The sequence below is a fragment of the Streptomyces caniscabiei genome (genome assembly GCF_014930365.1).
Lineage (GTDB): Bacteria > Actinomycetota > Actinomycetes > Streptomycetales > Streptomycetaceae > Streptomyces > Streptomyces caniscabiei.
In genome coordinates, this window is the sequence record NZ_JABXWI010000017.1 from 135,763 (window position 1) to 151,040 (window position 15,278).

Below are 15,278 nucleotides of genomic sequence, written 5' to 3' on the forward strand. Positions count from 1 at the left end.
AATTTTCCCGCCCGGCGGCCGTGGCCGTCCTCCCGTCGGACCGCCCGCGGGTTACTGCCGTGCCGCCAGGTCCGCCAGTACCTGGTGCAGCGGCTCCGTGACCCTGCGCCGGTACTCCTGGATCGCCCAGCCGTTGCCGTCCGGGTCCGTGAAGTACATGAAGGTGGCGCCGTCGTCGGGGGCGTACTGGACGGGCTCGGAGACGTCGAGGCCGCGTTCGCGGAGCTCGGCGTGGGCGGCCTTGATGTCGGCGACGCAGAGCTGGAGGCCCTGGTAGGAGCCGGGGGCCGGCGTGGTCTCGCCCTGGGTCATGTCCCAGATGGCGTCGCCGAGGGCGATCGAACAGCCGGAGCCCGGGGGAGTCAGCTGGACGATCCGCATGCCCGGCATGACCTCCTGGTCGATGTCGACGTGGAAACCGACCTTGTCCCGGTAGAAGTCCCGGGCCCGGTCGATGTCGCTCACCGGCAGTGGAATCACTTCGAGCGTGTACTGCATCCCTGGTCCTCCAAGTCGCCTTCGACTCTCCGCCTCGGCCGGACCGCCACCGCGTCCGGCCGGACGGCTCTCCCCAACCGAAGCCGAAAACCGTGCCGGGCGCCACCGAGAAGACGAAAGCCCGCCCCGCACGGTGCCGAAACCAGCCGTCGCGTACGTCGAAGAGCCGAGAACCGCCGTACTTCCGGAAGCTCAGCCCCTGTCCACCGTGCCGAGCCGCCGTGCCAGCACGGCCACACCGGCGGGCATCCCGACCAGGTAGCCGACGACGAGTCCGATGCCCTGGTCGGCTGCCGGGGGAAGGACCCAGTTCGTCGCCGCGGCCACCGGCAGGGCCACCGCTCCCAGTGTCAGGAACGCGGCGACGGCCGCGAGCCCGCGCGGCCTTCGTCCCGCGCCGAACAGCTCGACCGCGGGCCCGCACGAGGTCATGGCGACCACCGTGGCGAAGAGCCCGGGATCGGGCAGCCACCCGAAGGGCCACCCCACCAGCACGACGAGCCCGGCCAGGACGAGACCGACGGCCTCCAGCAGCACGGTGGTCACCACCGGCTCCGACGCCACCACCGAACGCCACGAAGGACGCCGTACCGCACTGTCCCCACCGTCCTGCGCGTCCTGTCCACCGGCCACCTCCGCAGCGTAGCCCCGGGCCCGGCGGACGCGACCGGTCCGGATCGAAGCACCGGCCACCGGCCCGCCCCGGCCCGCCCCGGCCCTGTGGATCGGTCGACGCCGCCGAACCCGCCGAACCCCGCCCCCGCCGACCGGCGCTTCGGCCAGGTACTGCGGTTAGGCTCGTGCTCGTACGACCTTGATCGGCGGAGTCGGGCGATCGGGTGGGCGGACGAGTGGACGAGCGGGCTTGATCCGACGGGAGGCCTGGGATGACGGCGCCGGGGCGCAGGAGCAGCACGTTCTCGCGACTGCTGCGGCACGGTTTCACCGACGCCGGCGCCGCCGAGCGCCTGCTGGAGAGCGAGGAACTGTCCGCCGTACGGGGCGACCCGGTCCTGCTGGACGCGCTCGGGGCGACCGCCGACCCGAACCTCGCGCTGTTGGGCCTCGTCCGGCTGCTGGAGGCGCAGCCGGACCGGACGTCCCGGCGGGCGCTGCTGGACACGTTGATAGCGGCCAAGCCGCTGCGGGACCGGCTGCTGGGGGTGCTCGGCGCGTCCGCCGCACTCGGTGACCATCTGGCCCGGCACGCGCAGGACTGGCAGGCGCTCGTGACGTACGAGCCGCGCGATCTGCATCCGGGCGTCGAGGAGTTCGAGCGGGGGCTCGCGGAGGCGAGCGACCCGGTATCCCTCCGGGTCGCCTACCGCCGCTGTCTGCTCTCCATCGCCGCCCGTGACGTCTGCGGCACGACGGACGTCGCCCAGACCGCCGCCGAGCTGGCCGACCTCGCCACCGCCACCCTGCGCGCCGCCCTCGCGATCGCCCGTGCCGCCGCGCCGGAGGACGCGGCGCTGTGCCGGCTCGCGGTGATCGCGATGGGCAAGTGCGGTGGCCACGAACTCAATTACGTCTCCGACGTCGACGTCATCTTCGTCGGGGAGACGGCGGACGGGGCCGACGAGCAGAAGGCGATCCGGGCCGCCACCCGGCTCGCCTCGCACATGATGCGGGTCTGCTCCGAGACGACCGTCGAGGGCAGCATCTGGCCGGTCGACGCCAATCTGCGGCCGGAGGGCCGCAACGGCCCGCTCGTGCGGACCCTCAGCAGCCATCTGGCGTACTACCAACGGTGGGCGAAGACCTGGGAGTTCCAGGCACTGCTCAAGGCCCGGCCGGTCGCGGGGGACCTGGAACTGGGCGAGGCGTACGTCGCCGCGCTCGAACCGCTCGTGTGGAAGGCCGCCGAGCGGGAGAACTTCGTCACCGACGTGCAGCGCATGCGGCGCCGGGTGGTCGAGAACATCCCCGCCGCCGAGGTCGACCGCCAGCTCAAGCTCGGTCCGGGCGGCCTGCGGGACGTCGAGTTCGCCGTCCAGATGCTCCAGCTCGTGCACGGTCGCGCCGACACGTCGCTGCGCAGCGGGACCACCCTCGACGCGCTGGGCGCGCTGGCCGCCGGCGGGTACGTGGGCCGGACGGACGCGGCCCAGCTCGACGCCGCCTACCGCTTCCTGCGGTCCATGGAGCACCGCATCCAGCTCTACCGGCTGCGCCGCACCCACCTCGTCCCCGAGGGCGACGACGACCTGCGGCGCCTCGGCCGCTCGCTCGGTCTGCGCACCGATCCGATCGCCGACCTCAACCGCGAGTGGCGGCGCCACGCGGCCGTCGTACGACGGCTGCACGAGAAGCTCTTCTACCGCCCGCTCCTTGACGCCGTCGCCCAACTCGCCCCCGGCGAGACCAGGTTGAGCGCCGACGCGGCCCGCGAACGCCTCGTGGCCCTCGGCTATGCCGACCCCGCCGCGGCCCTGCGCCATCTGGAGGCCCTGGCCTCCGGTGTCTCCCGCAAGGCCGCGATCCAACGCACGCTGCTGCCCGTCCTGTTGGGCTGGTTCGCCGACTCCGCCGATCCGGACGCGGGTCTGCTGGGCTTCCGTAAGGTCTCCGACGCCCTCGGCCGGACCCCGTGGTACCTCCGGTTGCTGCGCGACGAGGGCGCGGCGGCGGAGAACCTGGCCCGGGTGCTCTCCGCGGGACGCCTGGCGCCCGACCTCCTCATGCGCGCCCCCGAGGCGGTCTCACTCCTCGGCGACGGGGACGGTGTCGCCGGGGGCGCGGGCGGTCTCGAACCCCGAGGACGCGCCCAGCTGGAACAGGAGATCCTCGCCGCCGTGGGCCGGGCCGACGGCGCCCAGCAGGGTGTCACGGCCGCGCGCGGCGTCCGCCGCCGGGAGCTGTTCCGGACGGCCGCCCTGGACATCGTCGGCTCCTACGGCACCGAGGCGTCCCCGGCGACCGCCGACCAGGGGGCCCTGGTGGACCTCGTCGGCGGCGCGGTCTCCGACCTGACGGCCGTGACCCTCGCGGGCACCCTGCGGGCCGTGGTCCGCGAGGGCTGGGGCGACACCCTCCCCACCCGCTTCGCGGTGATCGGCATGGGCCGCTTCGGCGGCCACGAACTGGCCTACGGCTCCGACGCCGACGTGCTGTTCGTCCACGAACCCCGGCAGGGCGCCGACGACCAGGAGGCGGCCCGCGCCGCGAACGCGGTCGTCTCCGAGATGCGCAGGCTGCTCCAGGCACCGAGCGCCGACCCGCCCCTCCTCATCGACGCGGACCTGCGGCCCGAGGGCAAGACCGGCCCGCTCGTACGGACGCTGAAGTCGTACGAGGCCTACTACCGCCGGTGGTCGCTGGTGTGGGAGTCGCAGGCCCTGCTGCGCGCCGAACCGGTCGCCGGGGACATGGAGCTGGGCCGCCGCTTCATCGACCTCGTCGATCCGCTGCGCTACCCGGCGGACGGGCTCGGCGACGACGCCGTGCGCGAGATCCGGCGCCTCAAGGCCCGTATGGAGTCGGAGCGGTTGCCGCGCGGCGCCGATCCGACGCTGCACACCAAGCTCGGCCGCGGCGGCCTCTCCGACGTCGAGTGGACCGTCCAGCTCCTCCAGCTCCAGCACGGCCACCGCGAGCCGGACCTGCGCACGACCCGCACCCGCGAGGCGCTGGCCGCCGCCCGCGAGGCCGGCCTGGTGAGCGCCGAGGACGCGGCCACCCTGGACGAGGCCTGGGTGCTGGCCACCCGCGTCCGCAACGCCGTGATGCTCGTCCGGGGCCGCGCGGGCGACACCTTCCCCTCCCACGGCCGCGAACTCGCCGCCGTCGGGCGGTACTTGGGATACGGCCCGGGGCATGTGGGCGACATGCTCGACGACTACCGCCGGATCACCCGACGGGCTCGGGGCGTGGTGGAGGAGTTGTTCTACGGGGGGTGAGGTCGGCACCCTCGTCACCGGCGGTCAGGTCGGCACCCTCGTCACCGGCGGTCAGGTCGGCACCCTCGCCGCCGGCGGGCCTGGCGGCGCGGCGCGGCCTGGTCAGGGCCACCCCCGCCAGGACCACCACCATCCCCGCGATCACCCGGGTGCCCACCCGCTCGTCGAGGAACAGCGCACCCAGGGCGATCGACACCACCGGCAGCAGATAGCCGACCGTCGCCGCGCTCGTCGCTCCCTCGTCCGCGATCAGGCGGTAGTTGAGGTAGAAGGTGATCCCCGTCCCGAAGATCCCCAGGACGGCCACCGCGAGCAGGGCGGTCGGATCCGCCCCGGACGCACCGGCGGCCCCCGCGGGCCGGGCGTCCGCCGCCCACCCCGTCGTCGCCCACCCGGCCGCCGCCCATCCCGTCGCCGTCAGCAGCTGCGCGGCGGAGACGGCGAGCGGCGCGTCGCGGCCCGTCAGATGGCGGCCCATGTACGCGAAGGCCACCGCGTAGCTGACGGCCGCCCCGAGCAGCGCGAGCGCGCCCCCGGTCATCAGACCGGCCCGCTGCCAGGGCGCGAAGATCAGCAGGACGCCGGTGAAACCGAGGAGGAGACCGGCGACGCGGGCGGGGGAGAGGGGCCGGTCGGTCCCGAGGGCGAGGCCGAGGAGCAGGGCCCACAGCGGGGTCGTCGCGTTGAGGACGCCCGCCGTGCCGGAGTCGACGGTCTGCTCGCCGATGCCGAAGAGCGCGAACGGCAGGGCGTTGCAGAAGAAGGCGGCGACCAGCAGATGGGCCCAGGTCCTGCGGTCGCGCGGCAGGCGCTGGCGGGCGGCCAGGGCGAGGGCCAGCAGGACCGCCGCGCCCAGCGCGCAGCGCGCGACCGTGATCTGGAGCGGGGACATGCCGTGGTCGAGGGCGAGCTTGATCCAGAGGAAGCCCGAGCCCCAGAGCAGGGCGAGGAGGGCCATACGGAGGGTGGACGCGAGAGGCATGTGCTCCACGGTCGGGCACCGGGACACATAAGGACAAGCGAAGAATGGTGCAGGCACCGTTAAGCTGAACTACATGATGGATGTGCGGCGGATGCAGGTGCTCAGGACCGTGGTGACCACTGGCTCGGTGACGGCCGCCGCGAGCGCCCTCGGCTACACCCCGTCCGCGATCAGCCAGCAGATCGCCGCCCTGGAGAAGGAGGCCGGGATCTCTCTGCTGGAGCGGGTCGGGCGGGGGGTGCGGCCCACGGAGGCCGGGCTGGTGCTCACTGAGTACGCGGGGGCGATCGGGCGGCAGGTCGCCGAGGCGGAGGCCGCCCTCGCCGATCTGCGGACCGGGCGCACGGGGCGACTGGCCGTGCGGTACTTCGCCACGGCCGGCGCCGCTCTGGTGGCCCCCGCCGTCGCCCGGCTGCGCGCCGAGCACCCCGGCGTCCGTGTCGAGCTGAAGCTCGTCGACCCCGACGACCCGCTCCCGGTGGTCCGGGAGGGGCGGGCCGACCTCGCGCTCGTCGTACGGCCGCGCGGCGCCGACCCCGACGGCGTACGGCTGCTGCACCTGCTCGACGACCCCTACGCCGCCGTCCTGTCCGCCGCGCACCCCCTCGCCGACCGGCCCGAGCTGGCCCTGTCCGACCTCGCCGACGAGCCGTGGGTGGGCAGCGAATGGCCGGGGCCCTGTCTGGACGCCCAGCTGGAGGCGTGCGCCGCGGCCGGCTTCCGGCCCCGCTTCGTGGTGGAGAGCGAGGACTACGCGACCGCCCAGGGCTTCGTGGCCGCCGGGCTCGGCGTCGGTCTCATCCCCCGGCTCGGCCTCGGCAGCACCCATCCCGACGTGGTCGTTCGCCGTTTCACGGGCCCGGAACCCCTGCGCTCCATCCACGCGGCCGTACGCGAGAGCGCCCCACCGCAGCCCGCCCTGCGGACGTTCGTCAGGGCGCTCAGGGAAGCCGCCGGCGCTACGACTTGACCGGTGCCGGCTCCGGCTCCGGTTCCCGGATGCTCCCCGTGACCTGGCGCGGCAGCGCGTACGGCAGGGCGCCGTACCAGATCCGGGCCACGGCGAAGCCGAAGGCCAGGCAGATCATGCCGCCGACCGCGTCCAGCCAGAAGTGGTTGGCGGTGGCGACGATGACCACGAGCGTCAGCGTGGGATAGAGCAGGCCCAGCACCCGCACCCACGGCACCGACGCCAGCGCGAAGATCGTGAGCCCGCACCACAGCGACCACCCGATGTGCATGGACGGCATCGCCGCGTACTGGTTCGACATGTTCTTCAGATCGCCCGAGGCCATGGAGCCCCAGGTCTGATGGACGACGACGGTGTCGATGAAGCTCTCGCCGGTCATCAGACGGGGCGGGGCCAGCGGATAGAAGTAGTAGCCGACCAGGGCCACGGCGGTGGTGGCGAAGAGGACCAGACGCGTCGCAGCGTAACGCCCCGGATGACTACGGTAGATCCACACGAGGACACCGAGCGTGACGATGAAGTGCAGGGTCGCGTAGTAGTAGTTCATGCCGACGATCAGCCACGTGACCGAGTTCACGGAGTGATTGATCGTCTCCTCGACCGCGATCCCGAGGTGGTGCTCCATCCTCCAGATCCAGTCGGCGTTCTCCAGCGCCTGCGTCCTCTGCTCGGGGACCGCGTTGCGGATCAGGGAGTACGTCCAGTAACTCACCGCGATCAGCAGGATCTCGAACCAGAAACGAGGCCGACGGGGAACCCTCAGCCGGTGCAGGAACCTCTGCTCCGGCGCGTCCGTGACGGACCGCGGAGCGGCCTGCTCCCGGCCTTCCTCCAGTGTCGTCACGGTCGTATCACCCATGGGCACAGAGTCTGCCAGAAATCCGGTACCCCACCGATCATCCTCTGGTCGGGTTCATCACGCACGTTCGTCGGGGTAGTGCCGAGAGCCCTCTCCTCCGTACGTACCGCATCGTTCCCCCATCTCTCCGTCTCAGGTACGAGAGCGGTCCCCAGGCGCCGAGGCGGTCGACCCCCGCACCACCAGTTCCGGCATGAACACGAACTCGCTGTGCGGCGCCGGAGTCCCGCCGATCTCCTCCAGCAACGTCCGCACCGCCGCCTGCCCCATCGCCGGGACCGGCTTGCGGACGGTCGTCAGCGGCGGGTCGGTGAAGGCGATCAGCGGGGAGTCGTCGAAGCCGACGACCGAGACGTCGTCCGGGACCTCCAGCCCCCGCTGCCGGGCCGCGCGGATGGCACCCAGCGCCATCATGTCGCTGGCGCACACCACCGCCGTGCAGTCCCGGTCGATGAGCGCCATGGCCGCCGCCTGGCCACCCTCCAGGGTGTAGAGGGAGTGCTGGACGAGTTCGGACTCCACGGTCGCGGCCGCCAGCCCCAGCTGGTCCTGCATCGTGCGGACGAAGCCCTCGATCTTGCGCTGCACCGGCACGAAGCGCTTCGGGCCCAGCGCCAGACCTATCCGGGTGTGCCCGAGCGACACCAGATGCGTCACCGCCAGGGACATCGCCGCCCGGTCGTCCGGCGAGATGAAGGGGGCCTGCACCTTCGGCGAGAAACCGTCGACCAGGACGAACGGCACGCCCTGGGCGCGCAGTTGCTCGTAACGCTGCATGTCGGCCGAGGTGTCGGCGTGCAGACCGGAGACGAAGATGATGCCGGCGACCCCCCGGTCGACGAGCATCTCCGTCAGCTCGTCCTCCGTGGATCCGCCGGGGGTCTGGGTGGCGAGCACCGGGGTGTACCCCTGCCGGGTCAGCGCCTGGCCGATGACCTGCGCCAGGGCCGGGAATATGGGGTTCTCCAGCTCCGGGGTTATGAGGCCCACCAGGCCCGCGCTGCGCTGCCGCAGCCGGACCGGCCGCTCGTAGCCCAGCACGTCGAGGGCGGCCAGAACGGACTGGCGAGTGGTCGCGGCGACGCCCGGCTTCCCGTTCAGGACGCGGCTGACAGTCGCCTCGCTGACCCCCGCCTGGGCTGCGATGTCGGCAAGCCGTGTGGTCACAGCACTGGACTGTACCGGCCGGACCTGCGCTTGCCCACCGGCCCGGCGTCGCGGGCGGGCGGGGATGCGGCCCACCGCGGGCTGCTGCGTCATCGCGGTCCCTCGTGATTCTGGTCGGTGTCCGTGGGGGCGCCCCGCGTGCGCACGGGATGGCCTTCGCAAGGCGCTGACAGGGTGATGATGGCCGCCCGTGCCGGTGGTGGCAAGAGCTTGCAGAGTCTTGCACAGCCCCACGAACCCCCGCTGAGCGGCCCTGATATCAGGTTTCGGCCAAGTCGAGCGCAGGTCACGGGCCGGTAACCATCCCCCGTCGTTGCAATTTTTTGCAGCAAGGTCTTTCGTCGCGCTTACAACGCTGTTACGTTCGGCCTCGCCCGGCGGCGGCGATGGCGCGGCCGGAACTCGGCAGGAGCGGCGGACGGGGCCCTCCGCCCAGCACACGGGCTTTCACCCTCAAGGAGATCTCATGCGGCGTGGCATAGCGGCCACCGCGCTGGTGGCGTCGATCGCTCTCGCGGCGACGGCCTGCGGCGGAAGTGACAGCGGCGACTCGGCCGACGGTCCGGTCACCATCACCTGGTGGGACACCTCCAACGCCACCAACGAGGCGCCGACGTACAAGGCCCTGGTCAAGGAGTTCGAGGCCGCCCACAAGGACATCAAGGTCAAGTACGTCAACGTGCCGTTCGACCAGGCGCAGAACAAGTTCGACACCGCCGCCGGTGCCACGGGTGCCCCGGACATCCTGCGCTCCGAGGTCGGCTGGACCCCCGCCTTCGCCAAGAAGGGCTTCTTCCTGCCGCTGGACGGCACCGAGGCCCTGAAGGACCAGGACAAGTTCCAGCCCAACCTGATCAAGCAGGCCCAGTACGACGGCAAGACCTACGGCGTCCCGTTCGTCACCGACACCCTCGCGCTCGTCTACAACAAGGAACTCTTCGAGAAGGCCGGCATCACCGAGGCCCCCAAGAGCTGGGACGACCTGAAGAAGGCCGCCGCCACCATCAAGGGCAAGACCGGCGTCGACGGCTACTGGGGCTCCACCCAGGCCTACTACGCCCAGTCTTTCCTCTACGGCGAGGGCACCGACACCGTCGACGTAGCCGCCAAGAAGATCACCGTGAACTCCGCCGAGGCCAAGAAGGCGTACGGCACCTGGCTGGACCTCTTCGACGGCAAGGGCCTGCACAAGGCCGACACCACCGCCGACGCCTACGCCCACATCCAGGACGCCTTCGTCAACGGCAAGGTCGCCTCGATCGTCCAGGGCCCGTGGGAGATCACCAACTTCTACAAGGGCTCGGCCTTCAAGGACAAGGCCAACCTCGGCATCGCCACCGTCCCGGCCGGCGCCGGCGGCAAGGCGGGCGCCCCGACCGGCGGCCACAACCTCTCCGTGTACGCCGGCTCGGACAAGGCGCACCAGGAGGCGTCGCTGAAGTTCGTCAACTTCATGACCTCGGCGAAGTCCCAGGAGACCATCGCCCTGAAGAACTCCACGCTGCCCACCCGCGACGACGCCTACACCGCCGAGGTGAAGGCCGACCCGGGCATCGCCGGCTACCAGACCGTCCTCGCCGCCGCCCAGCCGCGCCCCGAGCTGCCCGAGTACAGCTCGCTGTGGGGCCCGCTCGACACCGAACTGCTCGCGATCGCCGGCGGCAAGGAGTCCCTGGACAAGGGCCTCGGCAACGCGGAGACCGCGATCGCCAAGCTGGTCCCGGACTACAGCAAGTGATCCCGTGGGCCGGGCCGCCGAGCGGCCCGGCCCCCGCAGGCCCGCCCCCGATCTTCCCGTGATCTTCCAGAAGGTGTCGAACGATGACAGTCGCCATCGACCGAGCGACCGGCAAGCGCCGAGGTGAACCGGGCGGGCGCCCGGGCCCGCTGTCGCGTCTGAGGCAGTCGTACCAGCGGTACTGGTACGCGTACGCGATGATCGCCCCGGTCGTCGTCGTGCTCGGCGTCCTGGTGATGTATCCGCTGGCGCGCGGCCTCTACCTCACCCTCACCAACGCCAACAGCCTCAACTCGGCGCGCACGATCGGCGCCAACCACATCGACGCGACCTACGAGTTCATCGGCCTCGACAACTACGCCGACATCCTGTGGGGCCCGACGTCGTACGACCGCTTCTGGTCGCACTTCATCTGGACCATCGTCTGGACGGCGCTCTGCGTCGCCCTGCACTACGTCATCGGACTCGGCCTCGCGCTGCTGCTCAACCAGAAGCTGCGCGGCCGCACCTTCTACCGGCTGATCCTGGTCCTGCCGTGGGCCGTGCCCACCTTCGTCACCGTGTTCGGCTGGCGGTTCATGCTCGCCGACGGCGGTGTGATCAACGCCGGCCTCGAAGCACTGCACCTGCCGACCCCGCTGTGGCTGGAGGACACCTTCTGGCAGCGGTTCGCCGCGATCATGGTCAACACCTGGTGCGGTGTGCCGTTCATGATGGTCTCGCTGCTCGGCGGGCTCCAGTCCATCGACTCCTCGCTCTACGAGGCGGCGGAGATGGACGGCGCGAGCGCCTGGCAGCGCTTCCGCTACGTCACGCTGCCGGGACTGCGCTCGGTCAGCTCCACCGTCGTCCTCCTCGGCGTGATCTGGACGTTCAACCAGTTCGCCGTCATCTTCCTGCTGTTCGGCGACACCGCGCCCGAGGCGCAGATCCTCGTGACCTGGGCCTACTACCTCGGCTTCGGACAGCAGCCGCGTGACTTCGCGCAGTCGGCGGCCTACGGCATCCTGCTGCTGGCCATCCTGATCGTCTTCACCTCCGTCTACCGCCGCTGGCTGAACCGCGATGAGCAGCAGCTCGCGATCTGAGGCAGGAGCCCCCATGAGTACGACCACGAGTACGACCACTGTCGGGACCAAGGCTCCGGCGGACGCGACGCCGACGGCCGCCGCCCCGCGCAGGACCCGCCGACGCGGCGAGAACAGCCTCGCCGGCTCTTTCGCCGCCCACACGATCCTCGTCGTGGCGAGCCTGGCCGCCCTCTTCCCGATCGCCTGGCTGGTCTTCCTGTCCCTCGGACCGGACAAGGACGATTACCTGCATCCCGGGCGCATCTTCGGCAAAATGACCTTTGCCAACTACTCGCACGTGCTCCAGGAGACACCGTTCTTCGACTGGCTGGTCAGCACCCTCGTCGTCTCGCTCGGCACCACCGTCCTCGGGGTGCTGATCGCGGCGACCACCGGTTACGCCGTCTCCCGCATGCGCTTCCCGGGCTACCGGAAGTTCATGTGGGTGCTTCTGGTCACGCAGATGTTCCCCGTGGCCGTCCTGATGGTGCCGATGTACGAGATCCTCTCGGAACTGCGGCTCGTCGACAGCTACCTCGGTCTCGTCCTCGTCTACTGCTCGACGGCCGTGCCGTACTGCGCCTGGCTGCTCAAGGGCTACTTCGACACGATCCCCTTCGAGATCGACGAGGCCGGACGCGTCGACGGGCTGAGCCCCTTCGGCACGTTCGCACGGCTGATCCTGCCGCTCGCCAAGCCGGGTCTCGCGGTCGCCGCGTTCTACAGCTTCATCACCGCGTTCGGGGAGGTCGCCTTCGCCTCGACGTTCATGCTGTCCGACACGAAGTACACCTTCGCCGTCGGTCTGCAGAGCTTCGTCAGCGAACACGACGCCCAGCGCAACCTGATGGCGGCCACCGCCGTGCTGGTCGCGATCCCCGTCTCCGCGTTCTTCTACCTCGTGCAGAAGAACCTGGTGACCGGACTGACCGCGGGCGGCACGAAGGGCTGACCGCCCGGGCTGAGCCACGAGGGCCGTCGGTTGTCTGCGGCTTCGTCGTGGCTGGTCGCGCCCCGCGGCGAAGCCGCAGATGTCCCCCAGCCCCCGCGCCCCTTCGGGGCGCGGGTGGCGGTCACGGTGTCCATCCGACCCCGCCGGCACCGTGGCCGCCTCTGTCCCCGCCCTCCGCACCCGCTTCTGATACTTCCGAACCGATGACCCCGTTACGCACCAAGGACGCCATGAGCCAGCAGCACTCCGCAGCCGACCCGGCCCCGACCTCTGCCCTCGCCACCACCCCGCGCAGCGACTGGTGGCGCGACGCGGTGATCTACCAGGTCTACCCGCGCAGCTTCGCCGACAGCAACGGTGACGGCATGGGTGACCTGGAGGGCGTGCGGTCCCGACTCCCGTACCTGCGCGACCTCGGCATCGACGCCGTGTGGCTCAGCCCCTTCTACGCCTCCCCGCAGGCCGACGCCGGGTACGACGTCGCCGATTACCGAGCGGTGGACCCGATGTTCGGGTCGCTCCTGGACGCGGACGCCCTGATCCGGGACGCCCACGAGCTGGGCCTGCGCATCATCGTCGACCTGGTCCCCAACCACTCCTCCGACCAGCACGAGTGGTTCAAGCGGGCGGTCGCGGAGGGCCCCGGCTCGCCGCTGCGGGACCGCTACCACTTCCGTCCCGGCAAGGGCACGAACGGCGAACTCCCGCCCAACGACTGGGAGTCCATCTTCGGCGGGCCGGCGTGGACACGGGTGACAGAACCCGACGGCACCCCGGGCGAGTGGTACCTCCACCTCTTCGCCCCGGAGCAGCCCGACTTCAACTGGGAGCACCCTGCGGTCGGCGACGAGTTCCGCTCCATCCTCCGCTTCTGGCTGGACATCGGCGTCGACGGCTTCCGTATCGACGTCGCCCACGGCCTGGTCAAGGCGGACGGCCTCCCGGACCTCGGCGCCCACGACCAGCTGAAACTGCTGGGCAACGATGTCATGCCCTTCTTCGACCAGGACGGCGTCCACGCGATCTACCGCGAATGGCGCCTGGTGCTGGACGAGTACGCGGGGGAGCGCATCTTCGTCGCGGAGGCGTGGACGCCGACGGTCGAACGCACCGCGAACTACGTCCGCCCCGACGAGTTGCACCAGGCCTTCAACTTCCAGTATCTGAGCACGAGCTGGGACGCGGCCGAGCTGAAGGTCGTCATCGACCGCACGCTGGACGCGATGCGCCCGGTGAACGCCCCCGCGACCTGGGTGCTGTCGAACCACGACGTGACCCGGCACGCGACGCGCTTCGCCAACGAACCGGGCCTCGGCACGCAGATCCGCCTCGCGGGCGACCGCGCCCTGGGCCTGCGCCGCGCCCGCGCCGCCTCGCTGCTGATGCTGGCGCTGCCCGGTTCGGCCTACGTCTACCAGGGCGAGGAACTCGGCCTCCCCGACGTCGTCGACCTCCCGGACGAGGTCCGCCAGGACCCCGCGTACTTCCGGGGAGCCGGCCAGGACGGCTTCCGCGACGGTTGCCGGGTGCCGATCCCGTGGACCCGCGCCGGTTCGTCGTACGGCTTCGGCGCGGGTGGCTCCTGGCTTCCGCAGCCCGCGGAATGGGCCGAGCTGAGCGTGGAGGCCCAGACGGGCGTCGCGGACTCGACCCTGGAGCTGTACCGCACGGCCCTGTCGGTCCGCCGCGCACAGCGCGCCCTCGGCGCGGGCGACTCGGTGGAGTGGCTGAAGGCCCCCGCCGGCGTCCTGGCCTTCCGCCGGGGAGACGTCGTGTGCGTCGCCAACACCACGAGCGAGGCGGTACGGATCCCCGCGTACGGTCGCGTCCTGGTCGCCAGCGGTGAGCTGACGGTGGCCGACGACGAGGCGAAGCTGCCGGGCGACACGACGGTCTGGTGGACGACCGGCTGACGATCCCGCGAGGACGCCGACCGCGCCGCGCATGCGAAGCTCCGCCGCATGCGCGGCGCGGTCGTCGTTCGGGCCCACCGCGCGGGCCCGTCGCCGAGAAACCCGGTTGATCCGGACGCGGGCACAGGAATACTGGCTGTCGCCCCAGTTGAACCGTTGAACCGTCGAACCGCTGTCGGTGGAGTGGAAGAGCGTGCGGCAGATGGCGATGCACGACGACCAGGTGGACGTGACCGCCGAGACCGTCGCGACCCTGATCCGGGAACAGTTTCCCGAGTGGGGCGACAAGGCGGTCCGGCCCCTGCCGTCGACCGGGACGGTCAACGCCATCTTCCGTGTCGGCGACGACCTCTCGGCGCGGTTCCCGCTGCGTCCGGCCGATGCCGGCGAGGCCCTGGCGGTGCTGGAACGGGAGGCCGGGGCGAGCGCGGAGCTGGCGCGGATGTCCCCCTTCCCCGCCCCGGAACCCGTCGCCCTGGGCAAGCCGGGAGCGGGTTACCCCATGCCGTGGTCGGTCCAGACCTGGCTGCCGGGCACGATCGCCTCGGATGCCGACCCGAGCGGATCGCACGCCTTCGCCGAGGACCTCGCGACCCTCGTCGCGGCCCTCCGCCAGGCCGACACCCGGGGACGCCCCTTCGACGGCGAGGGCCGTGGCGGAGTGCTCACCCACCACGACGACTGGATGGCGGAGTGCTTCGCCCGGAGCGAGGGGCTGCTCGACGTGCCCCGGCTGCGCCGGATGTGGAGCCGCCTGCGGGAGTTGCCGCGCACGGGTGCCGATGTGATGAGCCATCGTGACCTGATCCCCGGCAACGTCCTGGTCGCGGGGGACCGCCTCGGCGGCGTCCTCGACACCGGCGGCTTCGGCCCGGCCGACCCCGCGCTGGATCTGGTCGCCGCCTGGCACATCCTGCGGCCGGGCCCGAGGGAGGTGCTCCGACGGACCCTGGGCTGCGACGACCTGGAGTGGGAGCGCGGCAAGGCGTGGGCGTTCGAACAGGCGATGGGGCTCGTCTGGTACTACGTCGAGAGCAACCCGACGATGAGCGCCCTGGGACGCCGGACACTCGACCGCCTCCTCACAGCGAGGCCGTGACCCGCCCCGCCTCGAAGATCGTGTTCCCCCAACGCCCGTGTGTGTGAAGAGATTTCGCGGGCGTGAAGAAGGTGTGTCCGGAGGGTTGACCGTTCCACAAGGGGACTCGTACTTTCCTCTCGGTTGAAAGT

General features: G+C 71.4%; 12 protein-coding genes. 7 read left to right on the forward strand and 5 right to left on the reverse strand.

All coding sequences use genetic code 11. The features are described from left to right. Positions 1 to 51 precede the first annotated feature (51 nt). The gene (locus tag HW837_RS37715) at positions 52 to 498 is read right to left on the reverse strand and encodes a VOC family protein (protein ID WP_045562846.1); all 447 of its coding nucleotides are present in this window, start codon (positions 496 to 498) and stop codon (positions 52 to 54) included. Positions 499 to 690: 192 nt separating this feature from the next. After that, positions 691 to 1,131, reverse strand: a complete 441-nt coding sequence (locus HW837_RS37720; RefSeq protein WP_193381692.1) for a hypothetical protein — start codon at positions 1,129 to 1,131, stop codon at positions 691 to 693. A 254-nt stretch (positions 1,132 to 1,385) separates the two neighbouring features. Here HW837_RS37720 and HW837_RS37725 point away from each other — a divergent pair, with 254 nt between their 5' ends. Beyond that, positions 1,386 to 4,397 carry a bifunctional [glutamine synthetase] adenylyltransferase/[glutamine synthetase]-adenylyl-L-tyrosine phosphorylase gene (locus HW837_RS37725; protein WP_093792669.1) on the forward strand — a complete coding sequence of 1,004 codons (3,012 nt, stop codon included), beginning with the start codon at positions 1,386 to 1,388 and terminating at the stop codon, positions 4,395 to 4,397. On the opposite strand, the gene HW837_RS37730 is transcribed toward HW837_RS37725, so the two are convergent. After that, entirely contained in the window at positions 4,348 to 5,379 is a 1,032-nt protein-coding gene (locus HW837_RS37730) for a DMT family transporter (protein WP_193381693.1), read from the reverse strand. The genes HW837_RS37725 and HW837_RS37730 overlap by 50 nt on opposite strands. A gap of 73 nt (positions 5,380 to 5,452) precedes the next feature. On the opposite strand from HW837_RS37730, the gene HW837_RS37735 reads away from it, so the two are divergent. Then, the gene (locus tag HW837_RS37735) at positions 5,453 to 6,349 is read left to right on the forward strand and encodes a LysR family transcriptional regulator (protein ID WP_045562849.1); all 897 of its coding nucleotides are present in this window, start codon (positions 5,453 to 5,455) and stop codon (positions 6,347 to 6,349) included. Here HW837_RS37735 and HW837_RS37740 read toward each other — a convergent pair. After that, entirely contained in the window at positions 6,339 to 7,208 is an 870-nt protein-coding gene (locus tag HW837_RS37740; RefSeq protein WP_045562850.1) for a phosphatase PAP2 family protein, read from the reverse strand. The two genes, HW837_RS37735 and HW837_RS37740, sit on opposite strands and share 11 nt — an antisense overlap. Positions 7,209 to 7,340: 132 nt before the next feature. Continuing rightward, a complete protein-coding gene (locus tag HW837_RS37745; protein ID WP_045562851.1) occupies positions 7,341 to 8,375 on the reverse strand; it encodes a LacI family DNA-binding transcriptional regulator in 1,035 nt (344 codons plus the stop codon). Between the two features lie 466 nt (positions 8,376 to 8,841). Between HW837_RS37745 and HW837_RS37750 the strand changes: the two genes are divergently transcribed. The 5 genes from HW837_RS37750 (at position 8,842) to HW837_RS37770 (ending at position 15,147) form a co-directional block, all read left to right on the forward strand. Continuing rightward, positions 8,842 to 10,113, forward strand: coding sequence for an extracellular solute-binding protein (locus tag HW837_RS37750; protein ID WP_093792675.1), 1,272 nt, complete (start codon positions 8,842 to 8,844; stop codon positions 10,111 to 10,113). Positions 10,114 to 10,196: 83 nt separating this feature from the next. After that, complete coding sequence (locus HW837_RS37755) at positions 10,197 to 11,201, forward strand: carbohydrate ABC transporter permease (protein ID WP_193381694.1); 1,005 nt, start codon at positions 10,197 to 10,199, stop codon at positions 11,199 to 11,201. A gap of 13 nt (positions 11,202 to 11,214) precedes the next feature. Further along, positions 11,215 to 12,135 carry a sugar ABC transporter permease gene (locus tag HW837_RS37760; RefSeq protein ID WP_193381695.1) on the forward strand — a complete coding sequence of 307 codons (921 nt, stop codon included), beginning with the start codon at positions 11,215 to 11,217 and terminating at the stop codon, positions 12,133 to 12,135. 230 nt (positions 12,136 to 12,365) lie between these two features. After that, the gene (locus HW837_RS37765) at positions 12,366 to 14,048 is read left to right on the forward strand and encodes a glycoside hydrolase family 13 protein (RefSeq protein ID WP_045562855.1); all 1,683 of its coding nucleotides are present in this window, start codon (positions 12,366 to 12,368) and stop codon (positions 14,046 to 14,048) included. 202 nt (positions 14,049 to 14,250) lie between these two features. Then, the gene (locus HW837_RS37770) at positions 14,251 to 15,147 is read left to right on the forward strand and encodes an aminoglycoside phosphotransferase family protein (protein WP_193381696.1); all 897 of its coding nucleotides are present in this window, start codon (positions 14,251 to 14,253) and stop codon (positions 15,145 to 15,147) included. Positions 15,148 to 15,278 lie beyond the last annotated feature (131 nt).

Coding starts and splice junctions, on each gene's coding strand:
- HW837_RS37740 (WP_045562850.1), bottom strand. CDS start 7,208: ATGGGTGATACGACCGTGACGACACTGGAGGAAGGCCGGGAGCAGGCC.
- HW837_RS37770 (WP_193381696.1), top strand. CDS start 14,251: ATGGCGATGCACGACGACCAGGTGGACGTGACCGCCGAGACCGTCGCG.
- HW837_RS37755 (WP_193381694.1), top strand. CDS start 10,197: ATGACAGTCGCCATCGACCGAGCGACCGGCAAGCGCCGAGGTGAACCG.
- HW837_RS37750 (WP_093792675.1), top strand. CDS start 8,842: ATGCGGCGTGGCATAGCGGCCACCGCGCTGGTGGCGTCGATCGCTCTC.
- HW837_RS37715 (WP_045562846.1), bottom strand. CDS start 498: ATGCAGTACACGCTCGAAGTGATTCCACTGCCGGTGAGCGACATCGAC.
- HW837_RS37735 (WP_045562849.1), top strand. CDS start 5,453: ATGATGGATGTGCGGCGGATGCAGGTGCTCAGGACCGTGGTGACCACT.
- HW837_RS37725 (WP_093792669.1), top strand. CDS start 1,386: ATGACGGCGCCGGGGCGCAGGAGCAGCACGTTCTCGCGACTGCTGCGG.
- HW837_RS37760 (WP_193381695.1), top strand. CDS start 11,215: ATGAGTACGACCACGAGTACGACCACTGTCGGGACCAAGGCTCCGGCG.
- HW837_RS37730 (WP_193381693.1), bottom strand. CDS start 5,379: ATGCCTCTCGCGTCCACCCTCCGTATGGCCCTCCTCGCCCTGCTCTGG.
- HW837_RS37765 (WP_045562855.1), top strand. CDS start 12,366: ATGAGCCAGCAGCACTCCGCAGCCGACCCGGCCCCGACCTCTGCCCTC.